The sequence below is a fragment of the Chryseobacterium viscerum genome, assembly GCF_025949665.1.
Taxonomy (GTDB): domain Bacteria; phylum Bacteroidota; class Bacteroidia; order Flavobacteriales; family Weeksellaceae; genus Chryseobacterium; species Chryseobacterium viscerum_A.
In genome coordinates, this window is record NZ_JAPDFT010000003.1 from 144,917 (window position 1) to 163,552 (window position 18,636).

General features: G+C 37.1%; 15 protein-coding genes and 1 tRNA gene. 9 read left to right on the top strand and 7 right to left on the bottom strand.

Going from position 1 to position 18,636, the window contains the following annotated elements:
• Positions 1-3: 3 nt before the first annotated feature.
• Genes tsaD through OL225_RS17485 form a run of 3 tightly spaced genes read left to right on the top strand, consistent with a single transcriptional unit; the run spans position 4 to position 2,104 of the window.
• Positions 4-1,020, top strand: coding sequence for a tRNA (adenosine(37)-N6)-threonylcarbamoyltransferase complex transferase subunit TsaD (gene tsaD / locus OL225_RS17475; protein WP_264519079.1), 1,017 nt, complete (start codon positions 4-6; stop codon positions 1,018-1,020).
• A complete protein-coding gene (locus OL225_RS17480; protein ID WP_047373646.1) occupies positions 1,017-1,412 on the top strand; it encodes a hypothetical protein in 396 nt (131 codons plus the stop codon). Before tsaD ends, OL225_RS17480 begins: the two co-directional genes overlap by 4 nt.
• Positions 1,409-2,104: an RsmE family RNA methyltransferase gene (locus OL225_RS17485; protein WP_047373645.1), complete on the top strand. Its 696-nt coding sequence runs from the start codon at positions 1,409-1,411 to the stop codon at positions 2,102-2,104. The genes OL225_RS17480 and OL225_RS17485 overlap by 4 nt, the downstream gene beginning before the upstream one ends.
• Before the next feature lie 48 nt (positions 2,105-2,152).
• On the opposite strand, the gene OL225_RS17490 is transcribed toward OL225_RS17485, so the two are convergent.
• Entirely contained in the window at positions 2,153-2,833 is a 681-nt protein-coding gene (locus OL225_RS17490; protein WP_413541858.1) for a TrmH family RNA methyltransferase, read from the bottom strand.
• A 162-nt stretch (positions 2,834-2,995) separates the two neighbouring features.
• On the opposite strand from OL225_RS17490, the gene OL225_RS17495 reads away from it, so the two are divergent.
• The 4 genes from OL225_RS17495 to OL225_RS17510 all read left to right on the top strand — a co-directional run bounded on the left by OL225_RS17495 (position 2,996) and on the right by OL225_RS17510 (position 5,666).
• Positions 2,996-4,012, top strand: coding sequence for an asparaginase (locus OL225_RS17495; RefSeq protein ID WP_047373643.1), 1,017 nt, complete (start codon positions 2,996-2,998; stop codon positions 4,010-4,012).
• Between the two features lie 55 nt (positions 4,013-4,067).
• Positions 4,068-4,154: transfer RNA gene (locus OL225_RS17500), tRNA-Ser, on the top strand.
• Positions 4,155-4,329: 175 nt separating this feature from the next.
• Positions 4,330-4,746 carry a hypothetical protein gene (locus OL225_RS17505; protein ID WP_047373642.1) on the top strand — a complete coding sequence of 139 codons (417 nt, stop codon included), beginning with the start codon at positions 4,330-4,332 and terminating at the stop codon, positions 4,744-4,746.
• Positions 4,747-4,931: 185 nt separating this feature from the next.
• Positions 4,932-5,666 (top strand): hypothetical protein, encoded by a 735-nt coding sequence (locus OL225_RS17510; RefSeq protein WP_264519081.1) that lies wholly within the window; start codon positions 4,932-4,934, stop codon positions 5,664-5,666.
• Positions 5,667-5,733: 67 nt separating this feature from the next.
• On the opposite strand, the gene OL225_RS17515 is transcribed toward OL225_RS17510, so the two are convergent.
• On the bottom strand, positions 5,734-8,205 hold the full coding sequence (locus tag OL225_RS17515; protein ID WP_264519082.1) for a TonB-dependent receptor: 2,472 nt from the start codon (positions 8,203-8,205) through the stop codon (positions 5,734-5,736).
• A gap of 436 nt (positions 8,206-8,641) precedes the next feature.
• Here OL225_RS17515 and OL225_RS17520 point away from each other — a divergent pair, with 436 nt between their 5' ends.
• Positions 8,642-9,442 carry a DUF2490 domain-containing protein gene (locus OL225_RS17520; RefSeq protein WP_264519083.1) on the top strand — a complete coding sequence of 267 codons (801 nt, stop codon included), beginning with the start codon at positions 8,642-8,644 and terminating at the stop codon, positions 9,440-9,442.
• A gap of 117 nt (positions 9,443-9,559) precedes the next feature.
• Here the strand turns inward: OL225_RS17520 and OL225_RS17525 are convergent, their stop codons facing one another.
• A complete protein-coding gene (locus tag OL225_RS17525) occupies positions 9,560-10,255 on the bottom strand; it encodes a hypothetical protein (RefSeq protein ID WP_047373639.1) in 696 nt (231 codons plus the stop codon).
• Between the two features lie 371 nt (positions 10,256-10,626).
• Positions 10,627-12,159 (bottom strand): M20/M25/M40 family metallo-hydrolase, encoded by a 1,533-nt coding sequence (locus OL225_RS17530; protein ID WP_264519084.1) that lies wholly within the window; start codon positions 12,157-12,159, stop codon positions 10,627-10,629.
• A gap of 186 nt (positions 12,160-12,345) precedes the next feature.
• Between OL225_RS17530 and OL225_RS17535 the strand changes: the two genes are divergently transcribed.
• Complete coding sequence (locus OL225_RS17535) at positions 12,346-12,933, top strand: FMN-dependent NADH-azoreductase (protein ID WP_264519085.1); 588 nt, start codon at positions 12,346-12,348, stop codon at positions 12,931-12,933.
• Between the two features lie 276 nt (positions 12,934-13,209).
• Here the strand turns inward: OL225_RS17535 and map are convergent, their stop codons facing one another.
• From map to OL225_RS17550, 3 genes are all read right to left on the bottom strand, one after another.
• Positions 13,210-13,974 carry a type I methionyl aminopeptidase gene (map, locus tag OL225_RS17540; protein WP_264519086.1) on the bottom strand — a complete coding sequence of 255 codons (765 nt, stop codon included), beginning with the start codon at positions 13,972-13,974 and terminating at the stop codon, positions 13,210-13,212.
• A 464-nt stretch (positions 13,975-14,438) separates the two neighbouring features.
• A complete protein-coding gene (locus OL225_RS17545) occupies positions 14,439-14,900 on the bottom strand; it encodes a hypothetical protein (protein WP_264519087.1) in 462 nt (153 codons plus the stop codon).
• 9 nt (positions 14,901-14,909) lie between these two features.
• The gene (locus OL225_RS17550; RefSeq protein WP_264519088.1) at positions 14,910-18,635 is read right to left on the bottom strand and encodes an RHS repeat-associated core domain-containing protein; all 3,726 of its coding nucleotides are present in this window, start codon (positions 18,633-18,635) and stop codon (positions 14,910-14,912) included.
• Position 18,636: the final 1 nt, after the last annotated feature.

The following is an 18,636-nucleotide window of genomic DNA, read 5'->3' on the forward strand; positions in this document are numbered from 1 at the left end:
ATTATGAGCGACTCTATAATTTTAGGTATTGAATCGTCCTGCGACGACACCTCAGCAGCTATCATCAAGGGAAATTCTATTCTTTCAAACATTGCCGCGAACCAGGCCATCCACAAAGAATATGGTGGTGTTGTCCCTGAATTGGCTTCACGAGCCCATCAGCAAAATATTATCCCCGTTGTTGAAAAATCTTTTTCTAAAGCAAATATACAACAAAATGCTATCTCTGCTATAGGATTTACTCGCGGACCGGGACTTTTAGGATCTCTTCTTGTAGGAACATCATTTGCTAAGTCTTTGGCTATGAGCCTGAATGTACCTTTGATTGAAGTAAATCACCTTCAAGCCCACATTCTGGCCCATTTCATCGAAGATGCAAATCCTGTGCCGCCTACTTTCCCATTCTTATGTCTTACGGTAAGTGGCGGACATACCATGATTGTACTGGTAAAAGACTATTTCGATATGGAAATCATCGGGAAAACCATTGATGATGCCGCAGGAGAAGCTTTTGATAAAATCGGAAAGATTTTTGACCTTGACTATCCAGCAGGACCTATTATCGACAGATTGTCGAAAGAAGGGAATCCTGATGCGTTTAAATTCAACAAACCGAAGTTGGAAAACTACGATTATTCTTTCAGTGGTATTAAAACTTCCGTGTTGTATTTCATACAGAAAGAAGTCAGACAAAATCCGGATTTCATCAAGGAAAATCTTAATGATCTTTGTGCTTCTGTACAGAAATCCATCATCGAAATTCTGATGAATAAGCTTGAAAAAGCGGCCAAAGATCTCAATGTAAATCAGGTGGCTATTGCAGGTGGTGTATCGGCTAATTCTGCCCTTAGAAAAGCAATGGAAGACAACAAAGAAAGACTGGGTTGGGATATCTACATTCCAAAATTTGAATATACAACAGATAATGCAGCCATGATTGCCATGGTAGCGAAGCTGAAATTTGAGCGGGGAGAATTTACAGATTTAAGAACTTCCGCAACGGCAAAATACGATTTATGAAAATACTCTTAGAAGAAAAAGTACTGGGGACACAGTCTAAAAAGAATTCAAAATATTACTGGGTATTAGAAACTGTCACAGGAAAGCACGAGGGATCAGAAACTTTTTCAGAGTTTACCGGAGGAAGTTCTGAGACAGGATATATTCAGGATATAAAAGATGAAGTTTTAAAATTAATCAATTCTGAACATCTTTTTAGTTTTCCTTATACTCCAAAAGAAGGAGATTATTTATCAATCAAAAATAATTTGAGAAAACAGGAATATTTAAATCTGATTTTTATTAATAATATCTGGATAGAAGAAATATACATGTGTTCTTACAGGGAGTGTGATACAGACATATACACAACCATTAAAACAGGAGTTGCATTTATAAGTCAGGATATATGAAATTATTTTACGGAGAAATAGCAGATCAAAAAGTGATCATCAACGATGAAGAGCAGCAACATATTGTAAAAGTTCTTCGTATGAAAGATGGTGAAGATATTCATGTGACGGATGGAAAAGGAAAGCTGGCTTCCGGAAAACTTATTATAGAAGGGAAGAAAGCAGGTATTGAAGTTTCTGAGATCAAAGAAAACCTACCGGAATTCAATCCGAAACTTCATATTGCGATTGCTCCCACCAAAAATATAGACAGAATCGAGTTCTTTGTAGAAAAGGCTGTGGAAATGGGTGTTTCTGAGATCAGTATTATTGTAACAGAGAAAACAGAACGTAAAAATATCAATATTGATAAAATCAGAAAACAGGCTGTTGCCGCGTCTAAGCAAAGTCTGAGATTTCATTTCCCGATCATCAATGATGCTGTAAAACTAACGGATTTTCTGAAAAACGTTGATCCGGAACATACTTTTGTAGCACACTGTCATGAAAATCTGGAAAGAATTGATCTTAAAAACATTCCCCAAATGGAACAGCTTACGTTTCTAATAGGCCCTGAGGGTGATTTTTCTGAAAAGGAAATTGTATTTCTGGCAGAAAATAAAGTAAAAGCGGTCTCCCTCGGAAATCAAAGACTGAGAACTGAAACCGCAGGCGTTTTTGTAGCCGCATGGAATTATTATAATATGATATAGATAACAAAAAGAGAAGGCCAGAAACCTTCTCTTTTTTATTTCTGAATATTATTTCCAGTCAATATTATTTTCTCTCAGATATTTCTCAAAAATCTGCTGTCCGCTTCTCATGGAGTTGACCGCCCAAAGGATTTTCATTCTTAAAAGCTTTTTTTCATTCAGTTTATAATCAATATCAGATTTTATCAGCTTCTGTTTCAATTCATACATACAGATTGAAGCGGCTACAGAAACGTTGAAACTTCTCGTAAAGCCATACATCGGAATTGCCAGCGTTTCATCTGCAAAATCTAAGATTTCCTGAGAAACCCCTTCCATCTCTGTTCCAAAAACTAAGGCAATGGGTTCTGTAATTTCATATTCAGGCAGCATTTTAGCATTATTTTCTAATGAAACCACCACAATTTTGTATCCTCTGTCTTTAATACTCTGAAAGGATTCCATATTTCGGGGAAGCTTTTCTACTTCAACCCAGGTATCTGCACCCTTTGTTACCCGAAGATTCGGTTCAAAACTGTATTCTTCCTGCAAAGCCACTACTTTATGAAAACCACAGGCTTCCACAGAACGTACAATTGCTGCTGCATTTCGAAACTGATAAACATCCTCTACAACAGGAAGTACAAAATCTGAACTTTCCTGGGAAAAATGTTCAATTTTCGCGAGTCTTTCTTCGGTTAAAAACTGTTTTAAATATTCAAAAGTTTGCGCTAAGTCTTTCATCCGCATTCAGTTATTTTTTTCAATAGCCCCATAAAACGTCTGCAATTTCCATTTTATTTTTATAAAATTTTAATCTAAGCGTTTCATTCATTTTCAAATCTTTGCAAATTAACGTAATTTTGACCTATGAACCCTAATCGGGCTCCAATTCTTAATTAAAAATAGTACATGAAGCGAAAAGTCCTGCTCATCTATACCGGTGGAACCATCGGAATGGAAAAAGATTATGAAACCGGAAGTCTCCGTGCCTTTGATTTTGGTAATATATTTGAAAAAATGCCTGAAATGAAGCTCATGGAATGTGAGGTTTTCGTTCATCCTTTCGCCAAACCATTAGATTCCTCAGATATGGGACCTGAAGAATGGAGAGTAATAGCCAATTATATTCAAAAAAATTATAATGATTATGATGGTTTTCTGATTCTTCACGGGACAGATACTATGTCTTATACTGCATCAGCATTAAGTTTCATGCTTAAAGGATTAAGAAAACCGGTGATCATGACGGGTTCTCAACTGCCGATTGGTGACTTGAGAACTGATGCGAAAGAAAATCTTCTGACCAGCCTTTATTATGCCAGTCTTTATGAGAATGATGAAGCAGTGATTCAGGAGGTTGCCATATATTTTGAATATAAACTATTAAGAGGAAACAGAACCTTGAAATATTCTGCGGAGTATTTTGATGCGTATGCAAGTCCGAACTATCCTATTTTGGGGCAATCCGGAGTTCATTTGAATATTATTAAAGATAATTTGTTCCGCTGTAATCCGGAGGTGGAATTCCATGTGGATGAACATATTTCCGAAGATATTTTATTCTGGAGAATTTTTCCGGGAATGCACTTAAGCCATTTCAGAGAAATCCCTAAAATGAAGGTTCTTATTCTTCAGGTTTTCGGTTCAGGAACTATTTTCAGCAGTGCAAAAACTCAGGAAACACTTCAGGAAATCAGAAATAACGGAACGGAAATCGTAGTGGTAAGCCAGTGTATTTCAGGAGGTATCTCATTTGGGAAGTATGAAAACAGTAATATTTTCTCAAGGATCGGAGCAATCAGCGGAAGAGATATGACTGCGGAAACAGCGATTACCAAAGCAATGCACCTTATTGATAATCCAAGCTACTCCGGAAGCTTTGCTGATAATTTCACCAGAAGCCTTTGTGGAGAAATTACGGATTAAATTGCAAGAATAATTTGGATATTAAAGAAATTACACTATTTTTGCAATCTCAAAAAGAGAGGTGTCCGAGTGGTTGAAGGAGCTACCCTGGAAAGGTAGTATACGGGTAACTGTATCGAGGGTTCGAATCCCTTCCTCTCTGCAAGAAAATAAAATCCTGTGCTTACATTAGCACAGGATTTTTTAGTTAAAATACTTCGCCTATTTTCTCTAAGTATTTCTACTCAAGACAACAATTGGTAATTTATACTATAAAATATAATCTCTGTTCTTCGTTACTTTGAAATACAATCTAACCATCTAAAATCCAAATCAATATGACATCAACAAGTGTAAATGCAAATTCTTCAGGTCAGCTGGTACTTGGAAACGGAGCACAGTTCTGGGTGTATCTTTCCCCGCAAAATGATACATCTAAAATGATTTCTACATGGCGTGTAACTTTTTCTCAGGGAAACTGGAGCGACTTCATCTCAAGTGAGAATCCTACCAAACAAATTCAAACCCCTAATCTTTCAGGGATATTTGAAATTAAAGTAGAATTATTAAGCGGATCTACCGGTACATGGCGTCAGATTCCACCACAACAGGGAAGTCATAATGAAATAGGCTGTAATTCCAACTGTGCTTCTATGGTAGGCATCGTTGCAGACAGTACAAACCCTCCTATCGGAGCCATTAATGCTCATTTTTGGACAACATGGGATGCTATGTGCGGAGTAAGACAGAACTAAATGTAAATAACAGTCCATAAAACCAGATTGCCACAGTATTTTATATATTGTGGCAATTTATTATTCCTGCGGAGAGGATCAGTACAACACTTTTAAAATGAGCAGTGGTCAGAAAACTATTAATTCTAAGAATTTGTTTATTTCCTTTTTCACTAAATTCGCTTATTCAAATATGATTCCTCAATATGTATAAATTCCGAACAGTATTCTTATTGCTGTTATTTTCAGCTTTCTTTCTATTTCCACAATGGGCAAAAGCCAGTGCTTACTGGATGGAAATTCATGGATCAAGAAAATTAAAAGATCCTGTCAAAGTTCAGGTCTTTTATGGTTTTATTGATGATCTTAGTGAACGTCACCGGACTACAGGACCAGAATTTCGGGAGATCAAAAATTTCCGTTTCTTTATTCTTAATACCAGAGGAGAAAAATCCACACTTGAATTGAAAATGAAGGGAGATCACTGGGAAGCAACTTTTACCCCTAATAGTGAAGGAACTTACCGGATTTTAGGCATGAATGACCAACTGCCTGTTCTTCTGCGTTCTAAAAATCCTGATGAAAATGTACGCCCTATTGATTTTATGTGTGGTGCTTATCATGTCGGGAAACCTTCGGAGAGTATGTCACCAGCCCAGTTCATGGATATTATTCTTCAGGAAAAGAATGGTGTCTATACCGTTTCTCCATATCGAAATATGAAACCCGTAGAAAAGGGAGCTCCAATCAGAATATTCAACCCCGAAAACTGGGAGAAGAATATTTCTATTGATGAAAATCACCAAGCTGTTTTTAAACCGACCCTCCCTGGGCTGTATGTAATCCGACAGGACTGGAATGATACTACTCCGGGAACTTTTCAGGGGAATTCTTATGGAAAAATACGCTACCGGAATAATTACTGCCTTTGGATCAACTGATCTATCTTATAATAATTGGAAAATCCCAGACTTACGTCCGGGATTTTCCAATTATTATATATTCTATTTAAAACTTTAAAGAAACGCTTCCAAGAAAACGTGCCGGAGCCTGTGGTGTCAAACGTACAGACCATGCTTTTTCATTAGTGATATTGTCAAATTTCAATCCTACTCTATATTTCGGCTGATCATAGAAAATTCCCAGATCAAACATTTTATAAGATGGAATAATCACTTTTGCTGTTTGTGTATTGGTTTGGTAGGAAGATGATCCCATATTTCCACCTCCACCTATTCCAAGTCCTTTTAATTTACCTTCAGAAATACGGTAGCTGATCCAAAAATTATACATATTGGCAGGTCCTGACAATGCAGGTCTTAAACCATCAACAGAAGGATTGGCATTGGTATATTTACTGTCGTTATAAGCATATCCCGCCACAATATTAAATCCATCAAACGGATTGGCAGTAATTTCAGCTTCTATCCCTTTGCTTAACTGTGTTCCGTCCTGTATCGAATAATTAACATCATCAGGATTGGTTCTTAAAATATTATCCACACGGATGTTATAATAGCTTAATGTTCCTACCAATCTGTGATTGAAAATATCTGCCTTCACCCCAAACTCCAACTGATTGGCATATTCCGGTCTGAATGTATTTCCATTGATATCCACACCGCTTACATTATTAAAACCATTCATATAATTTCCAAATAAGGAAACTTTATTTTTTAATATTTCATACACGATTCCCACCTTGGGAGAAAAAGCAGTCTGCCCATAAGGTCCCGACTGGGTTCCGCTATTGCTTAATCCTCCTTTAATTTCTCCTGTAGTGATATCATAAACTCCTTTAAACTGAAACCGGTCTACCCTCAAACTGGCCATCACCATAAGCTGGTCTGTGATATTGAATACATCTGATACATACGCAGCATAGGTATTATCACTATTATTTTCTTTTCTGAAAGCAGAAGTTGCTGTAAGAGCATCAATGATATTCTGATTAACTCTGAAATCTGCTGAAGGGTGAACAAAGTTGAATACTTTGGTATTGGTATGATAACGGTCGAAATGATTGGAATTGTTATAATAATCCAATCCCACCACCATTCTGTTTCTGAATCGTCCGATATGGAAATCTCCGATGAAATTCTGCTGGATATTGGTAGCAATAAACGACGTTGTCCCTACCATTACCTGAGCACTTGCTGTAGAATCTGTCTTTCCATTAATCGCAGAAATGTATCCTTTGATTGTTGATCTTGCACGGGATAATATGGTCTGGGATGTCCAGTTTTCTGAAACTTTATAGTTCAGTTGGGCAAAGATGTTCATCATCTGGGTTTCGTACGCCAGATCATCACCTAAGAATTTTTTATAATACGGAAACTTCATATCTTCAATAGACTGAGTTTTATTGCTTCCTGTATAAGGATTAAAACGGACAACAGATGTTCCTTTTGCCTGATTAAACTCTACGTCAAGAAGGAGTGACATACGATCGTTGATCTGATAAGAGAAACTAGGCGCAATTGCTAAAGAATTGGTAAACCCAAGATCCTGGAAGCTCTTTTCAAAAGTTCCAGCTGCATTAAGACGGAAAAGAGCAGTTCTATCTTTGTTTACGGGAGTATTCACATCTACTGTCAGCCGGTTATAGCTCCAGCTTCCTCCCACGTAGCCTACTTCGCCGCCAAAATTGTTATAAGGTTTTTTCGTTACCCTGTTGTAGACTCCACCGTAGCTGCTGGCTACACTTTTCCCGAATAATGTAGCTGACGGCCCTTTAATAGCTTCTATACGTTCAAGATTTACGGGATCAATCACTGAGAATGCTGCTCCTGCTACTCCATTTCTCGCATTAGGTTCTGTTTCAAAACCTCTTGAACGGAATGTTACTCTTCCCTGGTTGGCAATCATAGGAACTCCCGCTCCCGGTACATTTTTAGAAATGCTTCCCAGATCTACAGCCACCTGTTCCTGAAAAAGTTCTTTTGTAACCGTATTGTATACTTGAGGGTTCTCTAAGTTTTTCAGGGGTAATCTTGCTACAAATCCACTTTCTTTCTTAGAAAACCTGTTTGTATTTTTCATGATAACCACTTCCTGTATCGCCTGAATATTTTCTTTGGTAAGCTGATAGTCTAGTTTTGTGTCCTCACCTATTTTAACCTCAACAGGAAGACGGATTTCTTTACTTCCCAGAATTTGTAATTTTAGGGTATATGAACCTGCATTAAGGTTTTCAAAATGATAATTCCCTTCATCATCCGTCAGAGTTTGGCGATCTGTCTCCAGCAATGAGACTGATATTGCTCTCAAAGGCTGCCCGTCTACCATACTTACTTTCCCTGTTATTCCTCCATGTACATCCTGAGCATACAGAGTTGTAAAGCTCAGCAACGAGAAGAAAAGGATGAGTAATTGTTGAGACCATTGTATGTTGTAATGGATGGATATAGCATTCTGTGTAGTCATTCCAGAGTGATTCATATGCCCTGAAGAGAGCATACATTCATTTGATTGTATCATTTTTTTCAGCCTTATTTAAAGTGATTATAAATAAAAGTGCAAAATAAGACAATAGCAAACTCTCCCACAATATTAATTTGAATTATTCTAAATAAATTTTAATCAATAGTTTTTTCATCCTGAAAATTGAAATATTAAAACAATAGTGTACAGCCGACTGTAAAAGTGATTGAATATAAAATTAATAATGAGTTATCCACTTTTCCACAAGTTATCCACATTTTATTAACAATGGATTTTATTCCTAAATCTATCCTAAATCAGATGTTTATTTTGTCATGTTTTTAAACAGTATTAAAAGATTTTGAATAAACATTCTATGAACAAAGCTTATAATTTTGCGATCACGAAATATTCTCTCTGCGTTTCAACGGTATTTTTTTCCATCTCATGGTTTCGCAGTCATTTAACATTAACAGTAAAGCAGCTACCCATCATGTTGAGCACGAAAAAAATTTTTGCAGCATTATTTTTATTAGAATGTATAGGAACATCTGTCAAAGCACAGATCAGCCCACCGGGATTAGGTGATGCCAATACTGCATTCTGGGGAGCCTTTGGAGTAAAACGACAGCTGGATTCTTTGGGTAAGAAACAGGCTTTGAGCTATATTGCAATCGGGAGAAAAAGCAGTCCGGATGATCATAATTTATTTTCAAAACAGGCTATTATTGTCTTGAATCATGAAGTTTACCATTCCTTTGCTCCGCACCAGCAGTATAGCTATGCCTTGAGTTACCGTCGGCAGCCACAATACGAAAATACGGCTCCTTATGATAAGGAAAATACGGAACAGGAATTCAGAATTTACGGAAGATATGCCTATACTTTTGATCTTGGAAAAAATTGGAAACTAAAAAATACAGTACGACAGGAATTCAGAAAGTTTTTCGATGCAGACTTTCATAAGGTAGAAGAAGATTTTCAATTGAGAACCCGTATCAAAAGCCAGCTGACCTATAATTTATCTTCTAAAAACAATCAGAAACTGGCATTTAGCGCAGAAGCACTGTTTTCTATAAGTCATCTCAATGAACCAAATTCCGAGTGGGGTTCGTTCGGGTATCGTGAAATGCGGATTGCAGCCTACTATATGTTTACAATCCCTAATTCACCTTTTACCGTAGATGTAGGATATATGGATGATCTTATCCGAGACAGCAGAAGTATTCATCATGGTGGTGTTCATTATCTGGCAGCGGATCTGATCTGGAATATTCCTTATAAAAATAGGTAGACAATATTCTTAAATGAATTTAAATACAAAATCCCGATCATTGCTGACCGGGATTTTTGATTGAAAAACATAAGTTTTTCCGCAATATAATTAAGTATGAATGTTTGGTGTAAAATTTTAGTTGCACAACGTCAAAAACTGCCGGCTCAACTGCACATTGAATTTCGCTTCTGCTTTTGAACGGGCGTAAATGGTCTGTTTAAAAGCATGTACCGTTTTCAGTTTCTGATCTATGAATTCAGCAATCTGGACAACAGAAAAAAGAAAATCTCTGTATATTGCCATATTGACTGTCTGGCCATAATACGGAAGATAAGCTTTTAAAAAAGGAATTGCTTTCTGATGACGGTTGTAGCTGATACAATACCCTACTCCTTCCATTGAGGTAATAATAGTATAGTTGTTAATATAATCCTGAATATTTCTGGTACCGTCCAAAGCATGTGCATTTTTTGAACAGAACTTATTGATCTTATCCAGAATATGCTGGGCATACTCCATCATGGAAATATTTTTAAATTCAAAAACCTGATTCATGCCATTGGCTGGTAAAGCTCCGTTTTCACAATCAATACAGAAAGAAATCCCGATTTTTTCATGATAAGGAAAAAAGCAGTCTTTCACTTCAATGGAAGCATCCGGCTTTAGCATGTCATCAGTAAAATTATAATAAACATACGGACGGTAAAGCTCAGCAAGAGCATTCAGATAATCTGTTTCGCTGGTGTTATGATACTCTTCAAACCATTTTTCAAGGTTATCATAATAATTACTTTCAAAGTCGTTAAAGTTTAAGTAAAATGGCAATTCCATAGCTCTGTAATTTTGATATGACAAAGCTATATCTGTAATGCGTCAAAACTTGACGCAATATATTTTTTTGTAAAAAGATTTTTGATCAATAGTCAATTTTTGCTTCGCAAAGTCAATAGTGAATATGATTTTAATGCTAAGGATCGCAAGGTTTGTTGGATAACGTTTTATATTTTGTTCGCAAAGGCACTTCGTTCAGCCAGGACCTTAGTGTATACATTGCTGAGTGAAACACCTCTGCTATCAAAAAAAAATAAACATCATAGAAAGCTTTGCGAACACTGCGTTTAAGAATATGCTCACTTTATATAAAAATTTAGTTATACGCATTAAATCACAAGCGTAGCGAATTGACCATTCATCATTGACGTTTATTTGTCATAATTCTTCATGATGTATTCAAAATAATGAATCATCTTCAGGTAGTTTTCAATACTGAGATATTCATTGGTGCTATGGATACTCTGTTGTTCCGCACTGTTGATTTTGATCGGCATGAATCTGTAAACATTTTTACTTACGATCTCATATTTCCCGGCATCTGTTCCTGCCATGGTAAGATATGGAGTAACAATCGCTGCGGGATGTATTTCTTTCACTCCGGCTTCTATCATCTTAAAGGCTTTTGTATTGGTAGGAGAAATCGCAGAGGCTTCTCTTGTATTATCAATTTCTTCTACTTCAACATCAAAACCTTCAGTCGCTTTGGCAATATGATCACGCACATCTTTTACAGAATTTCCGGGAAGTAATCTGAAATTAACAACAAATTCAACTTCAGGAGAAAGCACATTGGTTCCGTCGCTGCCCTTCATCATCGTCAGAGCTGTGGTAGTTCTTACCAAAGCATTGGTTGTATTGTTTTTGGTAAGCTGTGAAATCAACACAGGTTTTAAAAGCCATTGATTGGCCAGGGCCATTCTTGTCGTAAAAGGCATTTCACCTCCTATATTATTAAAAAATTCTTTGATCAACGGAGTGATCACAGGTTTCATCTGATCATCTTCCAAACGCTGCATAATAACCGCGGCTTTCCCGATGGCACTTTCCATAGGAGGCATAGAAGAATGCCCGCCAAGTCCTTTTACTTTTATTTTTGCGGAAAGAAAGCCTTTTTCAGCACATCCAACGACAGCGACATCAGTATCTATCCCTGCAACGTTTCCTTTTCGCATAATCAATCCGCCTTCGTCATAAACAGCATCGAACTTTAATCCTTTTTTCTTAAAATAATCCGCAATCTGAATAGCTCCTTTTTGCCCACCTACTTCTTCATCAAAACCAAAAGCAAGATAAATATCACGCTGCGGAATCTGTTTGTTTTTAATCATAGAATTCATAGATTCCATTAGGGAGAACAGCATTCCTTTCATATCTATTGCTCCTCTTCCATAGATTCTTCCATTGGCAACAGCTCCGGAAAAAGGAGCAAAATCCCAGTCTTCCGCTACTTTTGAAACAGGTTCCAGCGGTTTATCATCCGGCCGGAATATAATTTCTTCATTATTTTTGATATCAGCTTCTCCCGGAGGAACAACATCCATATGGGAAAGAAATAAAATGGGTTCCAGGGCAGGATTGCTTCCTTTAAGTCTGAACACCAGCCCATATTGGTTCACCTCAACATTTTCCGTATTCTGATAGACTAATGGATAGGATGTTTTTAAATAAGTTTTAAACTGATCAAACGGTGCGTAGTCAAATTCCCCTAAACTACCTGTAGAAACGGTTGGAACTTTTATCCCTCCTGAAAGCCTCATAACTGCAGAATCATTTCTGACAGGTTTCCATCCTTCCCCTGTTCCGATATTATTTTTTTTAAAGGGATAAGTATATGTTTTAATCAATACTACAGCGGCCAGAATGACAATGATTCCCAGAAGGATTAAAAGAACTTTTTTCATAGCAGAAAGTTTTGTGAGGTGGTTTGATCCTATAAATATAGCAAAGTATTTGGTGCCTAACAATTTAAAACCAGGCTTTTTCAATCAAAGAAAGTATTGAATACTGCTGTTTAAAATTTTAACCTGACAAAAATGAAACATCATGTCCCCATAATGAAAGTTTAATCGTCATTAGAATAAAAAAGTATGAAGAATATTCTGCACATTATTTCCAGCGCAAGAGGAGAACAATCTTATAGTACTAATCTGAGTTCGGCCATTGTGGAAAAACTTTTACAACAGGGAAATATCAAAAAGATCACTGTACGGGATCTGATTAAGGAAACGCCACCTCATGCTGATGAAGTATCTATTCATGAGTTCTATAAACATCCTGAGCTATATGATGAACACAGTAAGCATCTTCTTTCCTATGCGAATACAATTGTGGATGAAGTACGTGAGGCAGACATTATCGTCATTGGAACGCCTATGTTTAACCTGGGAATCTCAACTCCTTTGAAGGCGTGGCTGGATCAGCTGATCCGGGCAGGGGTTACTTATGTTTTTGATGAACAATGGAATCGTGTGGGACAGTTTAAAGATAAAAAAGTATATCTTGCGATTGCTTCTGGCGGAAGAAGTATTAATGGGGCTACTGATTATATTTCGGCTTATCTCAAAGATGTTTTCAGAAGTTATACAGGAATTACAGATGTGGAAACCTATCGTATTGAAGGGACTATGGAAAATGGTTTTACAGCGGATTATGAAGGTATTTTGAAAGATTTATAACTCTGTAAATGAACTGTATAAAGTAGATTTTTTTAAACGCAAAGGTTTCTATTGGTAATACTTAATATTAGGAAGCAAAGAAGGAATCAACAAGTTGATTGGATGAAGCTTTGTGGTTTTAATGATGCTTATCATTTTGCTTTTAACGCAAAGGCACCAAGTTTTTATCCTGATACGTTTTTAAGGTGCTAGAAAATCAAAGATTTTCAGCAAGGAATTTGTGATAAAACCTTGGTGCCTTTGCGATTTACTTACTATGAGATAAACAATCTTAGTTTAATTCAGGATTTCGTTCATTTCGGTGAGAATGATGGGTTTTCCATCGGTTATTACAATGGTATGTTCGTGCTGAGCCATATAGCCGCCTTTATTTCCTACCATTGTCCATCCGTCTTTCAATTCTACTGCAAGATTGGAATCAGTGGAAATAAAAGTTTCAATAGCCACCACAGAGTTTTTCTTAAAACGTCTGGAATCAAAACGGTTTTTATAGTTCAGCAATTCATCGGGTTGCTCGTGTAAGCTTCTTCCTACTCCATGTCCGGCAAGATTTTTAATGACCTTAAGACCTCTTTTCTTCGCTTCTGTTTCCATTAAATGCCCTATGTCAGCAATTTTCACTCCGCCTTTTATATTGTCAATAGCTTTCTTTAAAATCTCTTTAGATGCTTCCACCAATTTCTGATGCCCATGAATATCTTTTCCAATGACAAAAGAGCCTCCGTTATCAGCCCAATATCCACCAAGTTCAGCAGAAACGTCAATATTGATGAGATCACCTTCTTTCAAAATCCTTTGATCAGTCGGAATACCATGGCAGAATTCATTATCCACGCTGATGCATGTCCAGCCTGGGAATCCATACGTTAGATAAGGAGCAGATTTTGCCCCGAACCCTTCCAGTATTTTGGCTCCGTATTCATCAAGATCTTTTGTGGTCATGCCGGGTTCAGCATATTCCATCATCTTTTTCAAAGTATAGGCAACGGCTTCACTTACTTTTTGCATTCCGATCATCTGATCTTCGGTCGTGATTGACATAGTTTTGTTTTGATTGTTATTGAGAACTACAAAGTTAGGAAATTAAAATATTCTGAGATGATTTGTTTTAATTCCAAAAGTTCATGTATCGAAAAATGAAATTATCAGGTACTTTAATATCCTTCTACCCCCTCTACCCCCTTGGGTAAGGGGGTAGAGGGGGTTCATTAACGGTCTCCAGCCACTTTGATAAGTGGGTAAAGGTACTTATAGAACGGTCTGGAGACCGTTAATGAAGTAGTTGGAGGCTGTTCCGAAGGGGGTCCAGCCACTTTATAAAGGGGCTGAAGATACTTACTATAGTGGCTAGAGGTACTTTCCAGGTGGCTAACGGGTGTTTATAAAGTGGTTTATGGTATTTTGATAGGATGTACGAGGACTTTTTAAAACAAAAACCACTGCTTTTGCAGTGGTTTTATTCTTTGTGGGCGAGCGAGATGCTCGCGCCAGTGGGGATATTTTGCTTATGTTATTTTACTAACATCCAAATCGCTTATCAAATTTATATCACCTTCAATTTTAGTTTGCATCAAAATATCTAAAATATCCGGAGGTAAATCAATTATTTCTAAGGGTTTTATTGGAGTAGCAACCAAATGATACTGATTATCTATAAAATCATTTAAATTAGTCTTATCAAAAGAATAAAGACCTCTTTGAGTAAAATAGATAAAATCTCTTAAATATCTTTCATCAACACCACTTCCAAATATTTTAGTTAATAATTCATCTAACAAAGGATTTACTATTGGATCAGATATTGTTGATAAACCCTTAAAATAAGATAATAGTTTTTTATTGTTTACTGATGAATTAGCAACCGTTTTAGGCAATTTTCCTCCACCAGATGCAACAAAACCTATATATTTACCATCTGTAAAAAACCAATCGATGTCTAATGCTTGTTGTTCTATCTCTGTATACATAAAAAATATTTATTTTCCAAAAGTTGCTTTGCAATTACCACACATTTGAACAACTTTTCCTGTTCTAGGTCGTATTGCTCCTGTAAAATTAATTTGTGATGGAAAGGCTTGTGGATTTTTTAGGAGCAATTCATTTCCAGCATGAAATTCCGCACAACATGCTACTGATGTTTTATGAATATTTTTTGTTCCAGCTCCACCTAGCATTTCTACTACATCTTGTAATTGTGGTGCAATTTCAGTCGGAGCATCTGCACTAATTCCAATTACTGTTTGTCCATTTAGTTCTGCTCCCACCACTGCCGATGGTGCACTTCCAGAAGCATAGATATCAGATGCTGTCCTTTCAACTCGAGAGCTCAATCTCCTGATCCTATTAGCAGTTCGTAGTGAAGATATAGCGGCTCCTGTACCTCCAGTAAGCAAATCAATAGCTGCACCTTGTACTAATGGATTCTCAGAAACCTGCATCTGTAGTTCCGTTTTACCACGTGATTCAGGAACAGAACCAAATGTAGATCCCCAAGGATCACCAGATGATGGTGGGGTACCTATACCCCCTCCTCCAGCACTTCCAACATAAAATGTACTAACATGACCTTTTGAATTAAAAATATCTGTAATACTTAAGTTAGTAGTATGAGAACTTACATTCCATGTTCCATTACTTCCTTTATTAACAGCTATACCATAAGAACCTGAACCTAATTTATCAGCCCACTGCTCAGCATGAATTCTAGCATCTGATTTGAAAAGATTATTAAAAAAACCTGCTCCTCTAACCCACCTACCATCGGGGTCTGTATAATTTATTGGGTTATCTAGGGTATAGTTATAAGGTGAATATCGTCTATACATTTCTGCCAAAGGATCCGTTACTCCCCATCTTCCCAAATCCGGCATATAGAATCTTGCCCCATAATCATACATCCCTGTCTCCTGAAGTTCCTTTCCGTTGTACTTATAATTCTTATAACTTCCCGGTCCATAGAATGCGTTTCCAGTCTTCAGATGGTTCATCCCAAATGGGTAATAATCATTAGCATCTGTGATTTCAAGAGCGCCTGCGCTATTTCTTGCGAAACTTATCCTTGCATTTCCAAGATGATCCTCATACTGGTAAATATACTGATCTTTTCCGTAATCATAAAATCCTTCTGCTGTAGGAAAAAACATGAGTTGGGGAGTCTTAACTGTTGTTATTCCTAAAGGAGTATTCAATTGCTGGTTCTCTGCGGTGACAATTCCACTTTCTACACTGTAAGCCTGCTGTTCATGGGCATATTTCAACTTTTCGGACATCATACGGAGTCCTTCAATACCACCTCCGCCATTGTTATCGGACTCACTGTGATAATACTGAAATCCATCGAGATAATCTGTGATTTGGGTTACAGTATAACAGTTGATAATTCCACATTCAAACATAGGAAGCTTTTTCTGAACCTTAATACCATCAGCCCTGTAAAGATAATTATGCATCCCCGAAAGTCCCATATTCCCGTATTCTATTTTATTGGGAAGGTTCAGATGGTTGTAGGTGATTTTGCTGATGTTTTTATCCGGCATCTGCCACATGTTTCCATTAAGGTCATACTGGATAGTACCACCTCCGCCTTCATATCCTGATGGATTATTCTTGTGGTCTTTAATGATGGATACCTGATTGGTCAGATTATTGGATCCGTAAATATATTCCAATTCATCAATGACTGTAGCGGTTGTATTATTTCCTTCCAAAGCAGCAGTACGGTAAAGGCTTTTTATATTCCCATTCAGGTCATACGCTAAGGATTCTGTATGTTCTTTGCTGTAAGGGTTCACAGGATTTTGATAATACCCTGCTGACAGTCTGTTCAACGCATCATAGGCATAACCGTATCTCTTAGGTTGTATAGGAGGATTGGCTCCTATAGATTCTACGGCTCTCCAGTCTACTTCTGCTGTATTACCATTGTATTTCGCCTTTACATTTTTCCCGGAAAATAATGCCGGATCAGGATTCTCTATTCCATTCATCTGATTGTATTTGATTTCGTAGGAAAATAGCTTTCCTCCTAAATCAGGAACTGTCATCTGACCTTTATTAATATGAGTCAGCCAGCCTCTGATATTATAATTATAATCAATACTTTGAAGATTATTGCCTACTTTTTTGTTTGTAAGCTGTGAGATCTCGTTATAGCTGTTTTGTGTCAGGATTTGTTCCGGTTTATCATCTACCTGATGCTTATGAACCAGTAATCTGTTCTGATTATCATATTCAAAACGTTCTGTGATGGTAACTCCAGGTTCATTCGCTAATCTCTTATGAAGAGTAACCGTTTTCTTTGGTATTCCGGTAAAATCCAACTCGGATTCTGTTCTGGTATAACCTCCTAAATGATTGATGGAATGAGTTCCAATAACCCTCCCCTTTTGATCGTAATAAGTATAGTTCTTTGTCCAGTTATCATCTTCAATATTTTTTACAAAACTCATCACAGGTAAGCCTTTGGTACTTCTACCGTCAGGGGTAGGGGTTTCCGTTAAGACGGTCATATCAGGTATATTCGCTGGTAGTGCAGGATTAAAGCTGTATCCAGGATAGGTATCATAATAATTAACGCTTAAGATCTGAGTAACACTGGTAGGGGTCGAAAGCTTAGTATAATATACCGGCATGCCATTTAAGGTCAGCCCCGCTGTCGCAGTCCTAGTTTCATATAAATTCGCATTGGCATTAACACTGTTTTGCATTGATGCTCTGCTGGCAGTATTATTTGTGATCCCAGTGTAAACAGTTCTTCCAAACTGGTCATATTTGGTAAAAAGCCATTGCCCTTTTCCTTTGAGCACTGTATCCTGGGTCAGGATAAGCTGATCCGCTTTATTATACACCATATATTCCCAGCCTTTGCCGGGAAGCTTCTTTTCAACTAGTCTGCCCCTTGTATCATATCGGTACTGATATGCTAAGTCATCACGCTGTGCTGTTGTCCAAGTGTCTAATTTAGATAATAGTGGGGGGACAACAAATGCTAATTGATCAAACTCATTATAAACATAAAATGTATCTGCATTTTCGGTAGCACTGATAACCTTCCTTACCAATACAACCTGTCCTTTACCATTTTTAAATTCTATGGTTTTGTTTTCGTCTTCATCCGTTATTGTATTTTTATACAACTGGGCATTTGCATACATTCCACTATCAACGATATCTGACTCTGTAGCATTATTTACCCACTTTGTAAGAGCAGTAAACTTTTTGACCTTGTCTAAGGTAGAATTGGCTTCATATCCGAACTTAATAGATTTTCCGTTCCAATCATTACCTACTTGCTTTTGTTCTAGCACTCTACCCAAAGGTGAGTTTTCTAAAACCTTTTCTGAATAAATCTTTTCTGAGCCATAGGGGGTACTGCTTACATTGCTTAAAGGATCAGGGGTAATTGCCCCATTCAAAGTTCCTCCCTGGGGAACAGGTAAGTAATCCTGAACCTGTCTTCCGAACGAATCATATTTAATGGGGGTAACCACATCTCGTCCTAATGGGGAAGCTTTTACATTAACAATCTGCTTGGGCCTTCCTAAACCATCAAAATACTGAACTGTTTCTGAGGATTTTGTAACTGAAGTTCCATTATAATCAAGATAAGTTTTGGCTTGAATATAGTTATCTGTCGGGTTCAATTGTGCCTGCACTTTTCCTGTAATAAACAAAATGTTTATCAGAATTATTATTTTTTTCATC